Raw genomic sequence first — 18000 nt, 5'->3', positions numbered from 1 at the left:
ATCGGCCGCTGGCCGGTTAGCGTACCCATGACCATGCGTCGCGTTGTCGTAACGGGTCTCGGGATCGTCAGCCCCTTGGGCGTCGGTCACGAGATCGTCTGGTCCAACATGCTGGCCTCGAAAAGCGGGGCGCAGCGCGTTACCGATTTCCAGGTCGACGACATCCCCTGCCAGATCGCCTGCCGTATTCCCCTCGGAGACACCTCCGAAGGGAAATACAATCCGGATGACTGGATGGACGTCAAGGAACAGCGTAAGGTCGATCCGTTCATCGTATTCGCGATGGCCGCTTCGACCCAAGCGTTGCGCGACGCGGGTTATGAGGCAAAGACCCTCGAACAGCAGGAACGCACAGGCGTCCTGATTGGTTCGGGTATCGGGGGTATCGGGGGCATCTACGATGCTTCGATCACTCTCGCGGAAAAGGGGCCGCGCCGCATCAGCCCCTTCTTCATTCCCGGTCGGCTCATCAACCTGGCCTCGGGTTATGTTTCCATCGAACACGGCCTGAAGGGTCCGAACCACTCGGTTGTCACCGCGTGTTCCACCGGCGCGCATGCCATCGGCGATGCTGCCCGGCTCATCATGCTCGGCGATGCCGACGTGATGGTGGCGGGCGGAACGGAATCTCCCGTCAATCGGCTCTCGCTCGCAGGCTTTTCTGCCTGCCGCGCGCTTTCGACGAGCTTCAACGATACCCCCGAAAAAGCCTCACGACCTTATGACAAGGACCGCGATGGCTTCGTCATGGGCGAAGGGGCAGGGATCGTCGTGCTCGAGGAATACGAGCACGCCAAGGCGCGCGGCGCCAAGATCTACGGCGAAGTCATCGGCTATGGGCTTTCCGGCGACGCGCATCACATCACAGCGCCCGCCGAAGACGGCAACGGCGGCTTCCGGTCCATGTCGGCGGCCATCAAGCGTGCCGGCATTTCGACGGCCGAAATCGACTACATCAACGCGCACGGCACTTCGACACCGCTCGGCGACGAAATCGAACTGGGCGCGGTAACCCGTCTTCTCGGCGATCATGCTGCCAATGTCGTGATGAGTTCCACCAAATCGGCGACCGGGCACCTGCTCGGAGCGGCTGGAGCAATCGAAGCAATCTTCTCCCTACTCGCCATGCGCGACAATGTCGCGCCACCCACGCTCAATCTCGACAATCCGTCCGTCGAGACGGTCATCAACCTTGCGCCGCACAAACCGGTCCAAAAAGAGATCAATGTGGCGTTGTCCAATTCCTTCGGGTTCGGCGGCACCAATGCGTCGCTGGTCTTCCGCAAGGTTTAAGGACCGGCGCCGGCTGAGCCTCTTGTTTTTGCCGGAATTTTTCGACCATATGGCGTTTGATCACCGGGTCGCCCGACCCCTATGAAGAATCAGGATGAGCTACCGTCATGGCTGACAGAAAGAGACGGGCGCGCCGCCGCTCCGGAAACGGTTTCCTTGAAGCACTGAACGGGCTGCTGACGCTCGTACTTCTGGTGCTTCTCGCCGTCGCCGGCGTCGCCATTTATGGCGTGGTGACCTTCAATGCCGATGGGCCGTTCGGGGAGGATCGCACCTTTGTCGTCGAGCCCGGCAATGCGCTGGCGACTGTGGCCCAGCGTCTCGAAGAGCAGCAACTGATCTCAAACGCCATGGTGTTCCGGCTCGGCGCGAGCGCGCTCAAGCGCGATGCCGACATCAAGGCCGGAGAATTCAACATTGCCGCTGGCTCATCCATGTCAGATATCCTGCGTGAGTTGACTGAGGGCCGTGCGATCCAGCTTCAGGTCGTGATTCCGGAAGGTTTTACCTCATGGCAGGTGGTTGAGCGGGTCAATGCCGACCAGAATCTCAGTGGAAACATTTCTGTACTCCCACCCGAGGGCAGCCTGTTGCCGGGAGCATACGCATATCAGCGGGGCGAATCGCGCGAAGGCGTGATTGCCAGGATGGCTGAAGCTATGGATACGGCTCTAGCCTCCGTTTGGGCGGAGCGTTCGGACAATCTGCCGATCGAGACACCCGAGCAGTTGCTGATTCTTGCGTCGATCGTCGAAAAGGAAACCGGTCTGGCGTCCGAGCGCCCGCAGGTTGCCGGTGTCTTCGTCAACCGCTTGCGCATAGGCATGCGGCTCCAGTCCGACCCGACCATCATCTATGGTATTACCCAGGGCCAATCGACCCTCGGACGTGGACTGCGTCGATCAGAGATAGACCAGGTGACACCATACAATACCTACCAGATCGATGGCCTGCCTCCCGGGCCGATTGCCAATCCCGGTATCCAGTCGCTCCGGGCGGTCGCTAATCCGGACGATCACGACTATCTCTATTTCGTCGCGGCAGGCGCGGTGCCCTCCGATGGCCATGTCTTTGCGCGTACCTATACTGAGCACCAGCGGAACGTTGCCGCTTATCGCGAGATTGAGCGCCAGGCGGCCCAAGAGCGCGCCGAAGCCGAAGCACAAGCCGCAATGGACGCCTTGGCCGCTGAAGAGGCCGAGGAAGCAGGCGTGCTTGGGGATGAAGACGCGACGGCTGGAAACGGCAATTGACCGCACTTTAGGAGAGAAAGCCCGCGCCATGAGCAAACCGCTCGCCTCGATGACCGGATTCGGCCGCGCTTCTGCAGAGGCGGAAGGCGCGACCATCCTTGTCGAGATCAAGTCGGCCAATGGGCGCGGGCTCGATATCCGCTCCCGCCTTTCCCCCGGCCTCGATGGTCTCGAAGCCGACATTCGCCGCCTGATCGGAGAGCGCGCGGCGCGGGGATCGTTCTCGGTTTTCATCAATCTCCAGCGCGACGTTGCCTCGACCGAACTTGTCATCAACACCCACGCCCTCGACGCCATCCTCGCAGCAATGGATGCTCTTGGGGACCGCATCGATGCCAGAAGACCTAGCCTCGACGGTATATTCGCTCTCAAGGGGGTTCTGGATACGAAAGAGGCGCCGCTCCTCCCGGATGCCGAGGAACGGCTCAACGCCGCGATACTTGGCTGCGTCGAACTGGCAATGGCCGCCCTTGTTGAAACGCGACGCGTGGAAGGGGAACGCATCGGTGCGGTCCTCAGCGCGCGGGTCGGGGAAATCGAAACCCTGACGGCAGCCGCAGAAAACCACCCCGGGCGTAGCCGTGAGGCGATTCTCGCGCGCCTTTCCGAACAGATCTCCGCGCTTACCGAGGCTGCCAACGGGCTTTCCGAAGATCGTCTTCATGCGGAAGCCCTGCTCCTGGCGACCAAGGCCGATATCCGCGAGGAACTCGACAGGCTCGCAGCCCATAGCAAGGCGGCAAGGGCATTGCTGGCCGCGGGCGGCCCCATTGGGCGCAAACTCGATTTTCTCTCCCAGGAATTCAACCGCGAAGCCAACACGCTTTGCTCCAAGAGCAATGATGTGGGCTTGACCGCCATCGGACTTGACCTCAAGGCGGCGATCGATCAGTTACGTGAACAGGTTCAGAACCTGGAATAGGGGGCTTTGATGGACTTCGCGCGCCGCGGTGTCATGCTCGTGATCGCTTCGCCGTCCGGTGCAGGAAAATCATCGATCTCGCGTGCGCTGTTCGCGCAGGACCCCAATATAGAATTGTCCGTCTCCGTCACGACCCGTCAGCGCCGCACGGACGAGCTCCATGGAACCCACTATTGGTTCATCGACGAGGCCGAATTCGCCCGGATGCGCGAGAGCGGCGATTTGCTCGAGTCCGCAGAAGTGCATGGGAACTTCTACGGAACCCCGCGTTCGAAGGTGGAGGAGCGCCTTTCTGCGGGCAAGGATATCCTCTTCGACATCGACTACCAAGGGACGCTCCAGCTTTACGAAAAATGCCGGGACGATATGGTCACGGTTTTCATCCTGCCGCCCTCGATTGCCGAGCTTCGGGCACGATTGGAGCGCCGGGCTCAGGACAGCAGCGGGACGATCGAGAAGCGTCTCCGCAACGCGCTGATCGAGATGGAGCACTATGACGAGTACGATTTCGTGCTGGTCAACGAAGACCTCGAACAATCGGTCCAGATGGTCCGTTCCATCCTCGCCAGTGCTCGCCTCGCCCGCCAGCGGCAAACGAAACTCGGCGGGTTTGTCGAGGACCTGAAGGCTCAGATCGCCGCGCTAGGATAGGCGCGCCGTAACTTTCCAACCTCGCGCGCCAGCTCGACATAGGTAGCGACGGGAAGGTTTTCGGCGCGCTCGTCGCCTTTGAGGCCCGTGGCTGCGAACAAGGCGTCCAACGGAACGTTCAGGCCCTTGAGGCTCTGCCGGATCATCTTGCGGCGCTGGCCAAAGGCGTGGCGGGTTATTTCTTCCAAAGCGCGGACAGCGATATCGGGAGCTACGGGCTTCGGGACGAGATGGACGACCGCGGACGTTACCTTGGGCGGGGGCGTAAAGGCGTTGCGGTCGACCTTCATTACCGTTCGCGCGTCGGTGCGCCATCCTGCGAGGACACCGAGACGACCATAGGCATCGTCCGTGTGTCTCGAGACGATGCGGTCGGCGACTTCCTTCTGAAACATCAGCGTGAGCGAGGAGAACCAGGCGGGCCAGGGTTCCTGCGACAGCCATCCGGTCAACAGCGGCGTTGCGATGTTGTAGGGAAGGTTGGCGACAATCTTTGTGTCGCTATCGGAAAGCGCGCGGTAGTCGGTCTCGAGCGCATCGGCCAAAATGACATCGAGCCTCCCGGGATAAGCGTTCGAAATCTGCGCGAGTGCCGGCAGGGTGCGCTCATCACGTTCGATGGCGATGACCTTTTTCGCGCCTGCTGCAAGGAGCGCCCGCGTGAGGCCGCCCGGCCCGGGGCCGACTTCAATGACGGTGCTCGCCGTCAGGTCGCCGGCAGCCCGAGCGATGCGCATGGTGAGGTTGAGATCGAGCAGGAAATTCTGCCCGAGCTCCTTTTTTGCGCGCAGGCCATGTTCGGCGATCACCTCGCGCAGCGGCGGCAGCGTATCGATAAGACTCATGAAATTGCGTCCGCCAGCCTGATCGCCGCCAACATGGAATTTGTGGAGGCTTCACCCTTTCCAGCGAGGGCGAATGCCGTGCCGTGATCTGGCGAGGTCCTGACAAATGGCAGGCCCAACGTGACGTTGACCCCTGCATCGAAAGCCAGCGTCTTAATGGGGATCAGTGCTTGATCGTGATACATCGCCACCACCACGTCATAGCGGCGCCAGTGGGGCGGGTAGAAAATCGTGTCGGCGGGATGCGGTCCGGAAACGTCCAGCCCGTCAGCACGGAGAATTTCTAGGGCAGGCGAGATCACTTCTATCTCTTCGCGGCCGATAGTACCGTCTTCCCCCGCGTGAGGGTTGAGCCCCGAAATCGCTATCCGCGGGCGGGCTATTGCGAAGCGGTTGCGCAGATCGGCATCGACAATGCGCACGGTTTCGAGGATCAATTCCTGATTCACGGCGTCCGGGACGTCCGCGAGCGGGATATGGACAGTCAGCGGCACCACCCGCAGGTCGTCATGCGCGAGCATCATCACTGGACGCGGTATGGTGTCGTCCTCTGCAGCAAGCGCGGCGAGAAACTCCGTATGCCCGGGATATTCGAACCCAGCGCCATAGAGCGTTGCCTTGTGGATGGGAGCCGTCACCAGCCCGCGCAAATGGCCATGGCGGATCGCGCGTACGGCATTTGCTATGGAACCGATGACAATGGGAGCGACATTGGGATCGGGCTCGGCGGGCGTATCCGCTACCTCGCCATCCATCGAAACGACCGGAAGCGCGTCGGCAAAGCCTGCGGGGACGTACACCGCGGTCACCTCGACAATGTCAAAATCGAGCCCCAGCCGCCGCGCCCGGGCCGCCAGCAGGCCGCGATGACCGAACACGACGAATGGAGGTAGGTCGAGCGACTCCCTTTTCGCATATAGCTGCAGGATGAGGTCAGGGCCGATACCCGCAGGCTCCCCCATCGTGAGGGCGAGCGGTTTGGGCCCTGATCCGAACATCAACGGCGGACGATGGCAGCCTGCTGGCGCAGCCGCGCGAGATAGGCTTCGGCCTCGGCAATCAGAGCTTCCGTCCCAGCCTCCTGTCGCAGTTCATCCTTGATGAACGTCAGGTCACGCGCTTCTGCCTTTTCGCAGATTGCCAGCATGGAAACACCCTGCTCGACCACGCGAGGGCTGGTGATCTGTCCGACATTGAGCCGCGCAAGCTCAGCCGCAATGGCGTCGGGAAGCTGGGTCGCGTGGCGGCGCCCGATATCGCGCACTGCGGCGTCGCTGAATTGAAGGACGAGATCCACAGCCGAGTCACAGCCCTGGAAGCGGCTGCGATACTGGTTGGCCTCCGCCGTGCGGCGTGAGGCCGATACCCCCGATCCCTGCGGAATCACGAAAACGACTTCCTTGAGGATGTAATCGAAGCTCGACGTCTGTTGTACCTGCTCGGCGGCCCGCAGATCGAGATCGAGTTCGGAGAGCTGGATGCGCGGAGAAATGGCCTGCTGTACCACGGCCTGCCAGGCGATGGCGGCCTGCAGCCGCGAGCGAAGCGTCTGCGGGTTGACCCCGTTCTGGGTCAGGATCTGGGTGAGATTGGTGGCGCTCACGTTCATATTGCGGGCAATGGTGGTAAAGGCCCCGTCGACCTGACCTGGCGAAACGGTGACGCCGATCCGCTGAGCCTCGGCGAGCTTGAGTGCATCATCGATCAACTCGTCGGTCGCCATCTGCGTCCGCGCCGAATTGCTCGTCCCCCGACCCTCGATCCGCAGGAGCTGAGCCCGCTCGTTGATCATCTGGTCGGTGATCGGTGTGCCGTTTACGGTCACGCGCACGGCTTGTGCGTGCACCGCGGCGGTCGCTACGAGCACCAAGCCGAAAGCCAGCCAGGCCGCCGCCATCCGTGCTGCAATTGAGCGTACCATCATGTCCGAAACTCCCCGGCGCGTTGCTTGGTTATTGCGCCTCTTCTTCACTCACAATTGCGGCCAAAATCTGCGGGGGGACTAGTTGTCCCAACTATACCCCAGACCGACCACCTCACGATTGCCCGCAGCGCGCAGACGCAAGCTGAATTCAACCCTGAAGTCATTGCCCCAGTTCGAAACCGGCCCACCCAGCCGCGTGCCTACGCCAAAGGCGAGGTATCTGTCGTCATACTCCAGAGCACCTTTGGTTGTCAGCAACTGGTTCGCGACAAGATCATAAGATGTTCCGAACCTGACCCGCCAGTAATCGGCGATCGGAATGGTAACGTCGGCGCCGACGTCGTGTCGCTCCTGGGTAATGCCCAGCGCAGGATTGACGTCCGCCCATGCGTAGGTTCCGGAAACGGCATAGCCTTCGTGAGCAATCGTGGCGCGCATATTGGCCGCGGGAATGGCGCCCGTCGCCGGATCGACCTGGAGCCGACCGCCGCCGCTGAACAACTCGCCAAAGCCCGCTTCCAGTCCTGCGACAATATAGGAGGACGCCGATTCCAGGCTCGTTCCGACGCCTCCCGTCGACCCGTCTGCGGTAGCATAACCGTTCGGACCTGCCAGATGATGCGACTGCCCGATGCTGGCAGACAGCCAGCCGCCGTCATCGAAACTGGTGTCGAGCGTTACACCGACATTGGCCCGCAACCCTGTTTCTTGCCGATCCGCGCCGGAAAAACGATTGAAGGAGAAAATGTTTGCGGTGTCGAGATCCACGTTCTGGGAATCATTGTTGGTGATTCCGGGTACGGGCGGGCCGTCGCGATAAACCAGCTGCACGATCGGCGCGATGATCGTCGTCGCGCCTGTGGCGCGCACCGCCAACGGATAGCGGACGTCGAGCGCCGCGATCGGCGTGGCGGACAGCAGCGTTTGCGCAGCTGGCGCTGATGCCAGAGCGCTCGAGCCGTCATATCCGGCCGCATCGCCACGGAGGCCCAGATAGGGCGAGACCTCTAGTCCGCCGGGCACGATATACTGGTTCGTCCAGGCACCCTGCAGCATCAAATGGGCCGATTGACCTTCATAGCCATGGACATAACGCTGGCCGCCGAAAATCCTGGATTGGTGGTCCTGCAGGCGCGTCAAACCCAGCAGGCGCGCCGAAAACTCGAACCGGTCATTATCGTCTCCGAGATCCTGCACGTGTTCGACCCGGGCGTTCGGGTGGGTTAGGGCCTGGCGCTCGACCGCGTTGTCGAAACGCGCCTGATGACTTGCAGCACTCTCACCATTGCCCGGGACGGTCTGGGGTACGAACTGCTGGAAGCGTACGTCGGCGAAGGTGGTCTCGTTCAGATGGGTGGCATAGACCTCATTGCGAATGATCCGCCTCTCGATCCGGTAATCGCGAAGGTAGCTCGGGTCGGTTGCGACAGTATACGACCAGCCCATCGTCCATTCGACCGTGGGCGTAAACTTTCCGGTGGTTTGCAAGTGACCGCGAAACGGCCGGTTCGCAAGCCCATTGTAGGCACCTGGATCGAGTTGATAGATGCCCGAACCCGCAACCGTATAAGTAAGATCGCCCACCGTTTGCCGCCATTGCGCGCCCAGCATGAAGCCCTGTCGCGAATAGAGGGAGGGCATCAGCAAGAGCGTCCCGCCCGAGATCCGATAGTTAAAGAGAGGAAGGTGCAGCCCAATACCGTAGCGGTTGTCGAAGCTGGCGACCGGAAACTCGACATCCTCGTCCATCGGCATTGTCAGCCAGGGCAGGTGCAATACCGAAACGCCGAGCAATTCAAGGGAAGGCTGCTCGAAATAGACGACGCGTTCCTGTTCGTCCGTGACGACACGGGCCGCCCTGACTTTCCAGCCGATCGTATTGCCGTTCTCGTCAACGCACGAACCGCAAGGCGCATACGTGCCATCGATATAGATGCGCTCGACACCCTGATCGAAGCTCGTTTCCGCAGCACTCAACCAGGTGCCGTCGGGCTGGGCAACGGTCAAGGCTTCGAGGAAGCCGCGTCGGAATCCGTCTTCGAGTTCGACGCGTTCGGCGATGTATTCGTGCCCCAGGGGATCGATGAAGGCGACATTGCCGACCAGTTCGACCCGACCGGAACGCTGGTAATAGATCGCGCGATCCGCAGTGACCCGGAAGCCGGCGTACCGAATGCCGACATTGCCCTCGGCAATCACGGCGTCGGACCGTTGGTCGAACACCATCACATCGGCCTCAAGCGAGAGCCGGCCGGCCACCTCGGTCGGGATGCGCGAGAAGAAATCGGGCGGCAAAATCTGCTGGGCACTGACCGGGAGGGCAGGCGCACAGGCGAGCGCAACGGCCAGCGCAACCGTGCGGGTTGCGCGCAACGCGGCATGTCTGCGCGACGTTCCCCCCATCAAACCGTGCCGTCCTCCCGTAGCAGGATGATCGTCAAGCCGATTCCTATGGCACCGATGGCAGGCCCCCAGGCAGCGGCAATGGGATCGAGAACGCCAGCCGTTCCGGCCCTGTCGGCCATTTCCATAATCAAAAACACAATGAGGCCCAACGCGATACCAAACAGGATAGTCCACCCATAATGCCCGGCTCTTCGATAACCGGCGGTAAAGGCAAACGCAATCAGCAATGATCCGATAAGCACGAACGGCATGGCATTGAGCTTATGAAACCGCGTCTCGGCAGCCGATCGGGCAAAGGGATCGTTGATCCCGCGTCGCAGCGCCTCGCGCAGACCGAACCAGGAAAGATCCTCGGCCGTCCCAAGCTTGAGGCTGAGTTCGGAGAGGGTCGCGGTCGTGGCAAGTTCCATCATGTCGAACGCCCGCGGAGCCCGGTCCACGTCGAGCACGGTGCCCTTCTCGATCCGCCAATACCCGCTTTCGAGAAATGCACGTTCGCCATGGATGCGGGTCCCGGATTCGCCGTCTTCGAGAAGCCGGAACACCGTGATACCGCGCAATTCGGACCCGCCGCGCAGGACGTTGCGAGCGAACAGCATGTAGTTGCCGTCGTCTCCGGTCTGATTGAACCACGTTGCGCGGTTCTGGACACCGTAAGCGCGACCCCACCCGATCTGGGCAGCATCGAACTGTTGATAAATACGGATCGCGTAGCTATCGACCACGGTGGTCACCACCACGCCGGCGACCAGGGTCATCAGCACCGGCCAGCGCAGGGCGGTCCATATCGAGTGTCCAGCCGCGCTGACGATGACCATTTCGCGGTGCGTGTGCAGATCGATCAGCGCCACGATTGCGCCAATCAGCACCGTCACCGGCAGCCCGAGCAAACTCCAGCGCAACGCGCTGAGAAAGGCGAGCCCGGTCGCCGTCCAAGGACCAGCAAGCGTGGCGGTCTGGTTGAAGCGGCCAGTATCGAGAAACTCGACCAGAAGGATGATGCCGAAAAAAATTCCGACCACCAAGCCTATACGCGCGGCAAGCCGGATACAGAGTAGGCGTCCAATGCGGTTCATTGCGCGCGCCTCCAGCCCGACCATGGCAAGGAAGCCCGGGACGCCTTGCGCCAAAGGAGCAAGAGACTGGCAAAGAGGATGAGGGCAGGGGAGATATAATGGTTAGCCCCGCCACCGGAGAATGCGCTCACCGCCTGTTCGGCAAAGGCGACGAGCAGGACCACCAATTCGAGGGGCAGTCGCTTGGCGGCCCGTTTACCGTCTGGGAAGGCGCAGAGCGCAGCGACAAAGGCGCAAAGCGCCAGTGCGCGCAGCGTATCGGCTAGTCGGCCGTGGATTGTAGCGATGGCGGCCTCGGGGTTGCGGATTTCCTCGGCCGCGATCCTCTCCATCAGGTCCAAGGTGTCGGCTTGATCGATGCCACGGTTGGGCGAGCCTGCATCGATCAGGCTGGCGAGGCTAATGTGGTATTGCACGAACCGGATCTGGCTCAGCCCGCCACGCACGCGGTTTTCATACTGGATGGCGCCGTCATTGAGAATGAGCTGGTAGCCGTCGTCATCCTGGAAAACGCTTGCCGTATCGGCGAAATAGGTACGGCGTGTGTCGGTATTGGTCGAATCGTCAAAGAAGAAATCTATCAGCGTTCCATCGGGATGCCGTCCGGAAATCGAGAACACGAGGCCCTGCTCGATTTCCGAAAATCTCCCCGGGACCAGCGCCCGGCCCACCACGTCCGCTGCGATTTCTGCCGACCAGTCCGCCGCGATCCGCCGCGAATGGGGTTCGATCCAGTTAGCGACCAGCGTCACCGCCGTCGCACCGATCAGCGTAAAGGCAAAAACGGCACCCCAAAGCGCCGGCGTGCGCTGGGCAGCGTGGATGGTGTGCAACTCGCGCGATTGATGCAGGGCCCTAAGCCCGCGCACCAGCCCGATGGCAAAGCACACATAGAGGATCGAACGGGCAAAGGTCGGCGTCGTCAGGGCGCTTTGGCCCATGAGGGTCAGGAAATTCTGCCCCTTCGCAGCCACGAGGTCGAATAACCGCAAAAGCTGCATCAGCCAGATCAGCACGCCACCTGCCGCAAAGATTGTCAGCGCCTGCGCGAGAAACTGGGTCAACAGATATCGGGAAAGACGGTCCATACTGTCCTTACAGGCGGCCGGTTCGGTCAAATTGTTTGTATCGCAAGGCAGCCCAGGACGATAGCGTCGCGGCGACACACCTGGGGCTAAATAACATTGGCAGGAAAACAATGCGGCCGCGCCAGGCGCTCATTGACCTTGCCCCCTTCGATGCCGATGTTGGAGCGTTCACCCCAACCGCTTGCTGAGTCGCTGCGCAGATGCCCCAAGTTCTTAACATTGCCTACACAAGCAAGCCCGTATCGCGGTCTGGCGCCATTGTAATCTATGTGGCTGAGAACGGCGTCCCCGACGGCCTCGCGGAGCCCATCTGGGCGCGAACTGGCCTCGATTTCAAGAACGTCGCCGGCGCCACCGGATTCGCTGGAAAGCCGGGCCACATGATTGATCTCGTCACGCCATCCGGGCTTGATTGCGACAGGCTCGTCGTGCTGGGGCGCGGCAGGAACGGGGACATGAGCGGCGAAACGGTCTGGGCCGACCGCGGCGGTTCGCTTTTTGCCAAGCTCGATTCTCTCGGCGTCGATTCAGCTGCGGTCGTCATAGACGAACCGGGGCAATCTCCGGATGGTGTTGCCGCCCTGCTCGCGGGCCTGCGCCTGCGCCAATACAGTTTCGATCGCTACAAGACCGCCGAGCCTGCGAACGGCAAATCCACAAATCTGGCGGTAACCGTGCATCTCCGTAGCGAGGACGGCATGGAGTCGGCCTTGGCCCAGCGCATGGCCACCGTCGAAGGCACGTTGCTGGCCCGCACGCTGGTCAATGAGCCGCCCAACGTCCTGGGGCCCGTCGAATTTTCTGCCCATGCCAACCTGTTGTCCGAATTCGGCATCGAAGTCGAGATACTGGCGCCCGAAGACATGGAAAAACTCGGGATGGGTGCACTGCTGGCCGTGGCGCAAGGGTCGGAGCGACCTGCTCGTCTCGTGGTCATGCAATGGAAGGGCGGGGCAAAGGAGGCCGCGCCCCTTGCTTTCGTGGGCAAGGGGGTCGTGTTCGATACCGGCGGCATATCGATCAAGCCCGCATTGCCGATGTTCGACATGAAGGGTGACATGGGCGGAGCTGCGGCTGTCACCGGGCTCATGAAGACCCTGGCGCTGCGGAAGGCGCCTATCAATGCGGTGGGCATCATCGGCTTGGTCGAGAATATGCCGGATGGCAAGGCCTACCGGCCCGGTGATATCGTCACCGCCATGTCGGGCAAGACCATCGAAATCATCAACACCGATGCCGAGGGTCGCCTCGTCCTGGCCGATGCGCTGTGGTACACACAGAGCCGCTTCAAGCCTTCCGCCATCATCGATCTCGCCACGCTCACCGGTGCGGTGACAATTGCGCTTGCCCACGACCATGCAGCGGTCTTTTCGAACGACGATGCGCTGGCCGACCGGCTTATCAGGGCTGGGCTTGCGTCAGGCGAGAAATGCTGGCGCATGCCCATGTCGCCGGCCTATGCCAAACTCATTGAAAGTCGCTTCGCGGACATGAAGAATTCGGGCGGACGCCCTGCAGGGTCAATCACGGCGGCGCAATTTCTAGCGCACTTCATTGGCGACGTGCCTTGGGCCCACATCGACATTGCCGGCACGGCCTTCGGGGTGCCCAATACGGAAACCAACACGTCCTGGGGCACGGGCTTTGGCGTTGCCCTGCTCGACAGGCTGGTCCGAGACCATTACGAAAACCAGGGATGACACCTTCGAGCGCGCCAATGGCCACCGAACTGCTCTTTTATCATCTGGAAACCCGTCCGCTGGATTCAGTCCTGCCGGTTCTGCTCGACAAGACACTGGAGCGCGGGTGGAAGGCCGTGGTGGAAGTGGGATCGGCCGAACGGCTCGAAGCGCTCGATGCCGCGCTCTGGACCTATGCCGACGACAGTTTTCTGCCGCATGGCGCTGCGACAGGAAGTGCGCAGGACGCGCTCCAGCCTATTCTCCTCACAAACGGGCCGGAAAACCCGCATGGGGCCGATATCCGCTTTTTTGTTGACCGCGCGACGCCCGCGCCGGGCCAGGACTATGCGCGCCTCGTCTACATCTTTGACGGCCACGACCCCGACGCCGTAACCGAGGCGCGCACGTTATGGCGCGACCTCAAGGATACATACGCGCTCACCTATTGGCAGCAGGATGCCAACGGGCGGTGGTCGAAAAAGGCCTGATTATCAAAACGGAGCACTGAATTGGTTCCCGTTTCCGACAAGCCGGCCCGGCACACGCTGGCGGAGGATGCCGCAGCCATCGCAGTGGGCACCCTGTTCGTAGGGCTGGGCGTCACATTCTATTCCGAAGCGCACCTGACGACCGGCAGCACGGCGGGGCTCGCGCTTCTGGTGCAATATGTCACCGGCTTGCCATTCGGTTCTGTCTTCTTTGTGTTGAACCTGCCGTTTTACCTGCTCGCTTTCCTCCGCATGGGGATGCAGTTCACGGTCAAGACGTTCATTTCGGTCGCCCTGGTCTCGGCCTATCCCGCGTTCATGCCGGCGTGGCTGGATATTTCAGGCATCAACCCGCTATTTGCGGCAGTGGCTGGTGGGGTATTGATGGGAATGGGCATTCTTGCCCTGTTCCGACACCGCGCGAGCCTGGGCGGCGTCAACATCCTCGCCCTTTACCTCCAGGACCGGCACAATGTCCCTGCCGGTTATGTGCAGTTCGGAATCGACCTGGCTATCCTGGCAGTAGCTTTTTTTGTTCTGCCGCTCGACCGTGTCGTGCTCTCGATCATTGGTGCCGCAGCGTTGAGCATGGTCATCCTGCTCAATCACAAGCCCGGCCGATACATGGGAGTGAGTTGACGGGCGCGGCTAACGCGCCCGCCGCATGTCTCACTGTTCTTCGGAAGCCCAAACGATAAGATCGCGGAAGTATTGCGCGAGTTCGTAGCAGAACACGACGCTTCCATCCTCCGGATCGTAGAAGGCGTTGGCCACGCCGCATTCGGTTGCAATGATCACGACATCGCGGGGCAACTCGAATCCCATGAGCGCCTGCGTCGCGGCATACTCGAGCAGTTCGCCTTCTTCGAGCATGGCTGCAATTTCGGAGAAGTTTTCGCTCGGGTGGTAGCCAACGGTGATCTGGACAGAGGGACCGGTGTCGGACATGTGCGGCTCAAGGAGCGTGAACCAGCTTGAGGCGGCTTGCTGGAAGGTGAAAGCGCAACTCGACTGCCTATTCTCGTCCATTCCGAATTCGGTCGCGACCTCGGTGAAGACTTCCATGTTCGCCCCGACCATCATGCAGACGGCGGCGAACGAACGCTGGAGGTCAAGGCTGTGTTCTCCATAAAAGGAGTCCAGATCGTATTCGGGAGACTCCTCGGCAGCGTACGCATCAGACAGATACCAGCCATCAGCGGCGTCGATCAGGGCCTGGTCGGCCTCGTCGGTTTCCTCCAACAGCAGGAGGAGCGCCGCGAGGGAGTCGGCGGCGTCCTCTTCCCGGCCGAGAACCGGAAGGCCGAGCTCACCGATGAGGAGATGGCCGATTTCATGGTACACGACGAAAAGCGAGTTGTTGAATGCGAACTCGTCGTAGAAGGCGTCGTCGGTCATTTGCGCGGACGCAGGCGAAATGATTGCCGCAAGGATCGCTGCCGAAGCGACACCCGCAGCCAAACGGCGGCGTTTTGCCATTGTATGTGATACCCCCAAAAAATGCGTTCGGCCGGACGACCGATCCGTCGCACATTATAGCTAACCCTGCGGGGCTGGGAAATCCGATTTGCGGCAGGCGGTTAACGGTCGAGCTTTTCGAGCTTGAGTTTGCGCATTTCCGCAAAATGTTCACGTATATCCATGATATCGCTTATAAAAAGTTCATAAAAGTAATCGGCCCACTCATAGCAAAGAATGACTTCGCGCGTGGTGGGGTCGTAAAACGCATTGACCTGCCCGCATTCTTCCGCAGTCAGCCGGACCGGTCGCGGCAGAACGTATGTTTTGCGCAGCCAGTCCGCCGTGTTTTCCAGAACGAGGTTTTGCTTGAGGATGGCGGCGATATCGCGGTAGGCGGGATCGTGGGAACGGTAGACGACCGACACCTGAGAGTTCGCAGTTTGCCCGGCCCGCACATGGGGCTTGAGTACGCTTTCCCAGCCATACCCGGTCAACCGCAGATCCTCTTCGCAGCTTTCCTGGCGATTGTGGGGCAGTCCCACGCGCGTGGCAAACCAGGTGAACCGATCATAATCGTGCGCGACCATGAGGCAGGCCATCGCAAAGGAACGCTGGATATCGAGACTGTGCATCCCGTAGAAGTCGGAATTGGAATAGCGCCGCCGCGTGGTTTGCTGTTCCGAGTAGATCCAGCCATCCACCGTATCAATCAGCGCCTGCAGGCTTTCGGGCGTGCCCTCCGCCAGCATGGTGAGGGTGGCGAAATTGTCGACGGCATCCTCTTCGCGACCGAGAACGGGCAGTTCGAACTGATCGACAAACAGATGCCCAATCTCATGGAGCAGGGTATGCCGGGTATTGTTGAGCATGAATGCGATCGCCGCATCCCGCTGGGCGTTCGTCAGCTCTCGTGCCCAAGCGGGTGCGGCAAGCCCCCCAAAAGCGATCGCTACCGCCATCAACTTGCCGAGCGTTTGCATTCGGTCCCCCAAAGCTATCCCCCTGCAAGCAAATCGCGGAGAAGGGCGTCCGTCAATCACCTATCGCAGCGGCCGCGTCTTCGAACTCGGCACTCTTTTCGAGCCATGTGTCTTCCAGAGCGGCAATTTCGGCTTCCAGCCGGGACTTCTCGATGCCGAGCTGGATCGCGCGATCTGGCTCGCCGGAATAGATCGCAGGATCTGCCAGCTTGGTCTCGACCTTGCCAAGATCGGCGCGTCTCCATTCCAGCTTTTGCTCGATACCCTTGATTTCCTTCCGCAGGGGCGCCAACTCAGCGCGCCGCGCGGCGGCCTCCTGCCTTTCCTTCTTGCGGTTGGGTGTAGACGTGCCGCCCCCTGAATTGCCTGACGCCCCGAGCAATGTGCGCTGGTAGCCATCCAGATCCTCCTCGAGCACGCTGACCGTGCCGTTTTCGGCAATCCATAGCGTATCGCACGTCGCTTCGATCAAATGCCGGTCGTGGCTTATGATGAGCACGGCCCCTTTGTACTCGTTGAGCGCGTGAACCAGCGCGTCCCGGCTGTCGATGTCGAGATGGTTGGTCGGCTCATCGAGGATGAGCATTCCCGGGCCTTGGAAGGTGATCAGCCCCATCAGCAATCGCGCCCGTTCACCGCCCGAGAGATTGGCGGCCTTGGTATCCATGCGCGAGGTCGAAAGCCCCATCTGCGCGATCCGCGAACGGCGTTTTGCTTCACTTTCCAGAGGCATCAGGTCGATGATGTGCTCGTAGGGCGTCTGGTCGGGCTTGAGTTTGTCGAGTTGGTGCTGGGCGAAATAAGCGACCTCCAGCGTCTTGGCACGCTGGAGCTTGCCGCCCATCGGCCTGAGATCGCCCGCAATCAGCTTTGCAAAAGTGGACTTGCCGTTGCCGTTAACGCCAATCAAAGCGATGCGGTCGTCGGGATCAATGCGATTGGTGATCCTGCGCAGCACCACCTTTTCGCCATACCCTACCGAGACATCATCGAAGGCGATCATCGGCGAAGCCTGCGCTTTTTTGGGCTGCGCGAAGGTGAAGGGCGCCGAAAATTCGTCGAACAGCGCCTCGGGGGGCCTGAGCTTTGCGATGGCCTTGAGGCGCGACTGGGCCTGCTTGGCCTTGGAGGCCTTGTAGCGGAACCGGTCGACATATTTCTGCATATGCTCGATCTGGGCGAGGGTTTTATCCCGCGCCTTGTTCTGCAGCTCCATCTGCATCCGGCGGGTTTCCTCGAAGGTATCGTAGCCGCCCTTGTAGAAAGTGAGCTTGCCGCGATCGAGGTGGATGATCGAGTCTACCGCCTTGTTGAGCAGGTCGCGGTCGTGGGAGATCATGAAGACCGTATAGGGATAGGTCGCCAGATACTTTTCGAGCCACAGGGTGCCTTCGAGATCGAGGTAGTTGGTCGGCTCGTCAAGCAGCAGAAGATCGGGCTGCGAGAACAGCACGCCCGCCAGCGCGACGCGCATCCGCCACCCGCCCGAGAGCTCGGAACAGGGGCCGTTCTGTCGATCCAGTGCAAAGCCCAGGCCCTTGAGGATAGCGCTGGCACGCGCTTCCGCAGTATGAGCATCGATGTCGGCCAGCCGCGTGTGAATTTCAGCAATTCTGTGCGGGTCCTGCGCCGTTTCGGCTTCCGCGAGAAGGGACGTCCGCTCCTTGTCCGCCGAGAGCACCATGTCAATGACGCTCATCGCACTTGCTGGCGCTTCCTGCGCGACCGCCCCGATACGTGCGCGTTTGGCGAGTTCGATGGTGCCTTGTTCGGGCGAGATGAATCCCTGGATCAATTGAAAGAGCGTGGTCTTCCCCGACCCGTTCTTGCCCACGAATCCGGTCTTCGCGCCGGTCGGCAGCGTGACCGAGGCGCCATCGAAGAGGGACCGGCCTTGTATCTTGTAGTGAAGGTTGGAAATCGTAAGCATA

The 18000-nt window shown here is 61.0% G+C and carries 16 protein-coding genes; 7 read left to right on the top strand and 9 right to left on the bottom strand.

Features of this window, described 5'->3' with window-relative positions; translation table 11 throughout:
• The first annotated feature begins 33 nt into the window (after positions 1-33).
• From fabF to gmk, 4 genes are all read left to right on the top strand, one after another.
• A complete protein-coding gene (gene fabF, locus I2G20_RS06570; RefSeq protein WP_196259326.1) occupies positions 34-1293 on the top strand; it encodes a beta-ketoacyl-ACP synthase II in 1260 nt (419 codons plus the stop codon).
• Between the two features lie 107 nt (positions 1294-1400).
• Positions 1401-2546, top strand: coding sequence for an endolytic transglycosylase MltG (gene mltG, locus I2G20_RS06565; RefSeq protein ID WP_196258905.1), 1146 nt, complete (start codon positions 1401-1403; stop codon positions 2544-2546).
• A 28-nt stretch (positions 2547-2574) separates the two neighbouring features.
• Positions 2575-3468, top strand: a complete 894-nt coding sequence (locus tag I2G20_RS06560; protein WP_196258904.1) for a YicC/YloC family endoribonuclease — start codon at positions 2575-2577, stop codon at positions 3466-3468.
• A gap of 9 nt (positions 3469-3477) precedes the next feature.
• Positions 3478-4119, top strand: coding sequence for a guanylate kinase (gene gmk / locus I2G20_RS06555; RefSeq protein WP_246472918.1), 642 nt, complete (start codon positions 3478-3480; stop codon positions 4117-4119).
• Here the strand turns inward: gmk and rsmA are convergent.
• The 6 genes from rsmA to I2G20_RS06525 form a co-directional block, all read right to left on the bottom strand.
• Entirely contained in the window at positions 4098-4964 is an 867-nt protein-coding gene (gene rsmA / locus I2G20_RS06550) for a 16S rRNA (adenine(1518)-N(6)/adenine(1519)-N(6))-dimethyltransferase RsmA (RefSeq protein WP_196258903.1), read from the bottom strand. The two genes, gmk and rsmA, sit on opposite strands and share 22 nt — an antisense overlap.
• Positions 4961-5962 (bottom strand): 4-hydroxythreonine-4-phosphate dehydrogenase PdxA, encoded by a 1002-nt coding sequence (pdxA, locus tag I2G20_RS06545; protein WP_196258902.1) that lies wholly within the window; start codon positions 5960-5962, stop codon positions 4961-4963. Before pdxA ends, rsmA begins: the two co-directional genes overlap by 4 nt.
• On the bottom strand, positions 5962-6888 hold the full coding sequence (locus I2G20_RS06540; protein ID WP_196258901.1) for a peptidylprolyl isomerase: 927 nt from the start codon (positions 6886-6888) through the stop codon (positions 5962-5964). The genes pdxA and I2G20_RS06540 overlap by 1 nt, the downstream gene beginning before the upstream one ends.
• Positions 6889-6966: 78 nt before the next feature.
• Positions 6967-9291, bottom strand: coding sequence for an LPS-assembly protein LptD (locus I2G20_RS06535; RefSeq protein ID WP_196258900.1), 2325 nt, complete (start codon positions 9289-9291; stop codon positions 6967-6969).
• On the bottom strand, positions 9291-10370 hold the full coding sequence (locus I2G20_RS06530; RefSeq protein WP_196258899.1) for an LptF/LptG family permease: 1080 nt from the start codon (positions 10368-10370) through the stop codon (positions 9291-9293). The genes I2G20_RS06535 and I2G20_RS06530 overlap by 1 nt, the downstream gene beginning before the upstream one ends.
• Positions 10367-11458 (bottom strand): LptF/LptG family permease, encoded by a 1092-nt coding sequence (locus I2G20_RS06525; RefSeq protein ID WP_196258898.1) that lies wholly within the window; start codon positions 11456-11458, stop codon positions 10367-10369. Before I2G20_RS06525 ends, I2G20_RS06530 begins: the two co-directional genes overlap by 4 nt.
• Before the next feature lie 200 nt (positions 11459-11658).
• Here I2G20_RS06525 and I2G20_RS06520 point away from each other — a divergent pair, with 200 nt between their 5' ends.
• The 3 genes from I2G20_RS06520 to I2G20_RS06510 are packed head-to-tail and all read left to right on the top strand — an operon-like array spanning position 11659 to position 14267.
• On the top strand, positions 11659-13158 hold the full coding sequence (locus I2G20_RS06520) for a leucyl aminopeptidase (protein ID WP_196258897.1): 1500 nt from the start codon (positions 11659-11661) through the stop codon (positions 13156-13158).
• 17 nt (positions 13159-13175) lie between these two features.
• A complete protein-coding gene (locus tag I2G20_RS06515) occupies positions 13176-13628 on the top strand; it encodes a DNA polymerase III subunit chi (RefSeq protein WP_196258896.1) in 453 nt (150 codons plus the stop codon).
• A gap of 21 nt (positions 13629-13649) precedes the next feature.
• On the top strand, positions 13650-14267 hold the full coding sequence (locus I2G20_RS06510) for a YitT family protein (protein WP_196258895.1): 618 nt from the start codon (positions 13650-13652) through the stop codon (positions 14265-14267).
• A 30-nt stretch (positions 14268-14297) separates the two neighbouring features.
• Here I2G20_RS06510 and I2G20_RS06505 read toward each other — a convergent pair whose 3' ends face one another.
• From I2G20_RS06505 to I2G20_RS06495, 3 genes are all read right to left on the bottom strand, one after another.
• Entirely contained in the window at positions 14298-15107 is an 810-nt protein-coding gene (locus tag I2G20_RS06505) for a DUF4344 domain-containing metallopeptidase (RefSeq protein WP_196258894.1), read from the bottom strand.
• Between the two features lie 101 nt (positions 15108-15208).
• The gene (locus I2G20_RS06500) at positions 15209-16069 is read right to left on the bottom strand and encodes a DUF4344 domain-containing metallopeptidase (protein ID WP_196258893.1); all 861 of its coding nucleotides are present in this window, start codon (positions 16067-16069) and stop codon (positions 15209-15211) included.
• 52 nt (positions 16070-16121) lie between these two features.
• Positions 16122-17999, bottom strand: coding sequence for an ABC-F family ATP-binding cassette domain-containing protein (locus tag I2G20_RS06495; protein ID WP_196258892.1), 1878 nt, complete (start codon positions 17997-17999; stop codon positions 16122-16124).
• Between the last annotated feature and the right edge of the window lies 1 nt (position 18000).

The organism is Pelagibacterium limicola, assembly GCF_015694405.1.
GTDB lineage: Bacteria > Pseudomonadota > Alphaproteobacteria > Rhizobiales > Devosiaceae > Pelagibacterium > Pelagibacterium limicola.
This window is presented reverse-complemented; position numbering and strand designations above follow the sequence as displayed.

Excerpts from the sequence above, each read along its gene's own strand:
- fabF (WP_196259326.1), top strand. The coding sequence starts at position 34 with ATGCGTCGCGTTGTCGTAACGGGTCTCGGGATCGTCAGCCCCTTGGGC.
- mltG (WP_196258905.1), top strand. The coding sequence starts at position 1,401 with ATGGCTGACAGAAAGAGACGGGCGCGCCGCCGCTCCGGAAACGGTTTC.
- I2G20_RS06560 (WP_196258904.1), top strand. The coding sequence starts at position 2,575 with ATGAGCAAACCGCTCGCCTCGATGACCGGATTCGGCCGCGCTTCTGCA.
- gmk (WP_246472918.1), top strand. The coding sequence starts at position 3,478 with ATGGACTTCGCGCGCCGCGGTGTCATGCTCGTGATCGCTTCGCCGTCC.
- rsmA (WP_196258903.1), bottom strand. The coding sequence starts at position 4,964 with ATGAGTCTTATCGATACGCTGCCGCCGCTGCGCGAGGTGATCGCCGAA.
- pdxA (WP_196258902.1), bottom strand. The coding sequence starts at position 5,962 with ATGTTCGGATCAGGGCCCAAACCGCTCGCCCTCACGATGGGGGAGCCT.
- I2G20_RS06540 (WP_196258901.1), bottom strand. The coding sequence starts at position 6,888 with ATGATGGTACGCTCAATTGCAGCACGGATGGCGGCGGCCTGGCTGGCT.
- I2G20_RS06535 (WP_196258900.1), bottom strand. The coding sequence starts at position 9,291 with ATGGGGGGAACGTCGCGCAGACATGCCGCGTTGCGCGCAACCCGCACG.
- I2G20_RS06530 (WP_196258899.1), bottom strand. The coding sequence starts at position 10,370 with ATGAACCGCATTGGACGCCTACTCTGTATCCGGCTTGCCGCGCGTATA.
- I2G20_RS06525 (WP_196258898.1), bottom strand. The coding sequence starts at position 11,458 with ATGGACCGTCTTTCCCGATATCTGTTGACCCAGTTTCTCGCGCAGGCG.
- I2G20_RS06520 (WP_196258897.1), top strand. The coding sequence starts at position 11,659 with ATGCCCCAAGTTCTTAACATTGCCTACACAAGCAAGCCCGTATCGCGG.
- I2G20_RS06515 (WP_196258896.1), top strand. The coding sequence starts at position 13,176 with ATGGCCACCGAACTGCTCTTTTATCATCTGGAAACCCGTCCGCTGGAT.
- I2G20_RS06505 (WP_196258894.1), bottom strand. The coding sequence starts at position 15,107 with ATGGCAAAACGCCGCCGTTTGGCTGCGGGTGTCGCTTCGGCAGCGATC.
- I2G20_RS06500 (WP_196258893.1), bottom strand. The coding sequence starts at position 16,069 with ATGCAAACGCTCGGCAAGTTGATGGCGGTAGCGATCGCTTTTGGGGGG.
- I2G20_RS06495 (WP_196258892.1), bottom strand. The coding sequence starts at position 17,999 with ATGCTTACGATTTCCAACCTTCACTACAAGATACAAGGCCGGTCCCTC.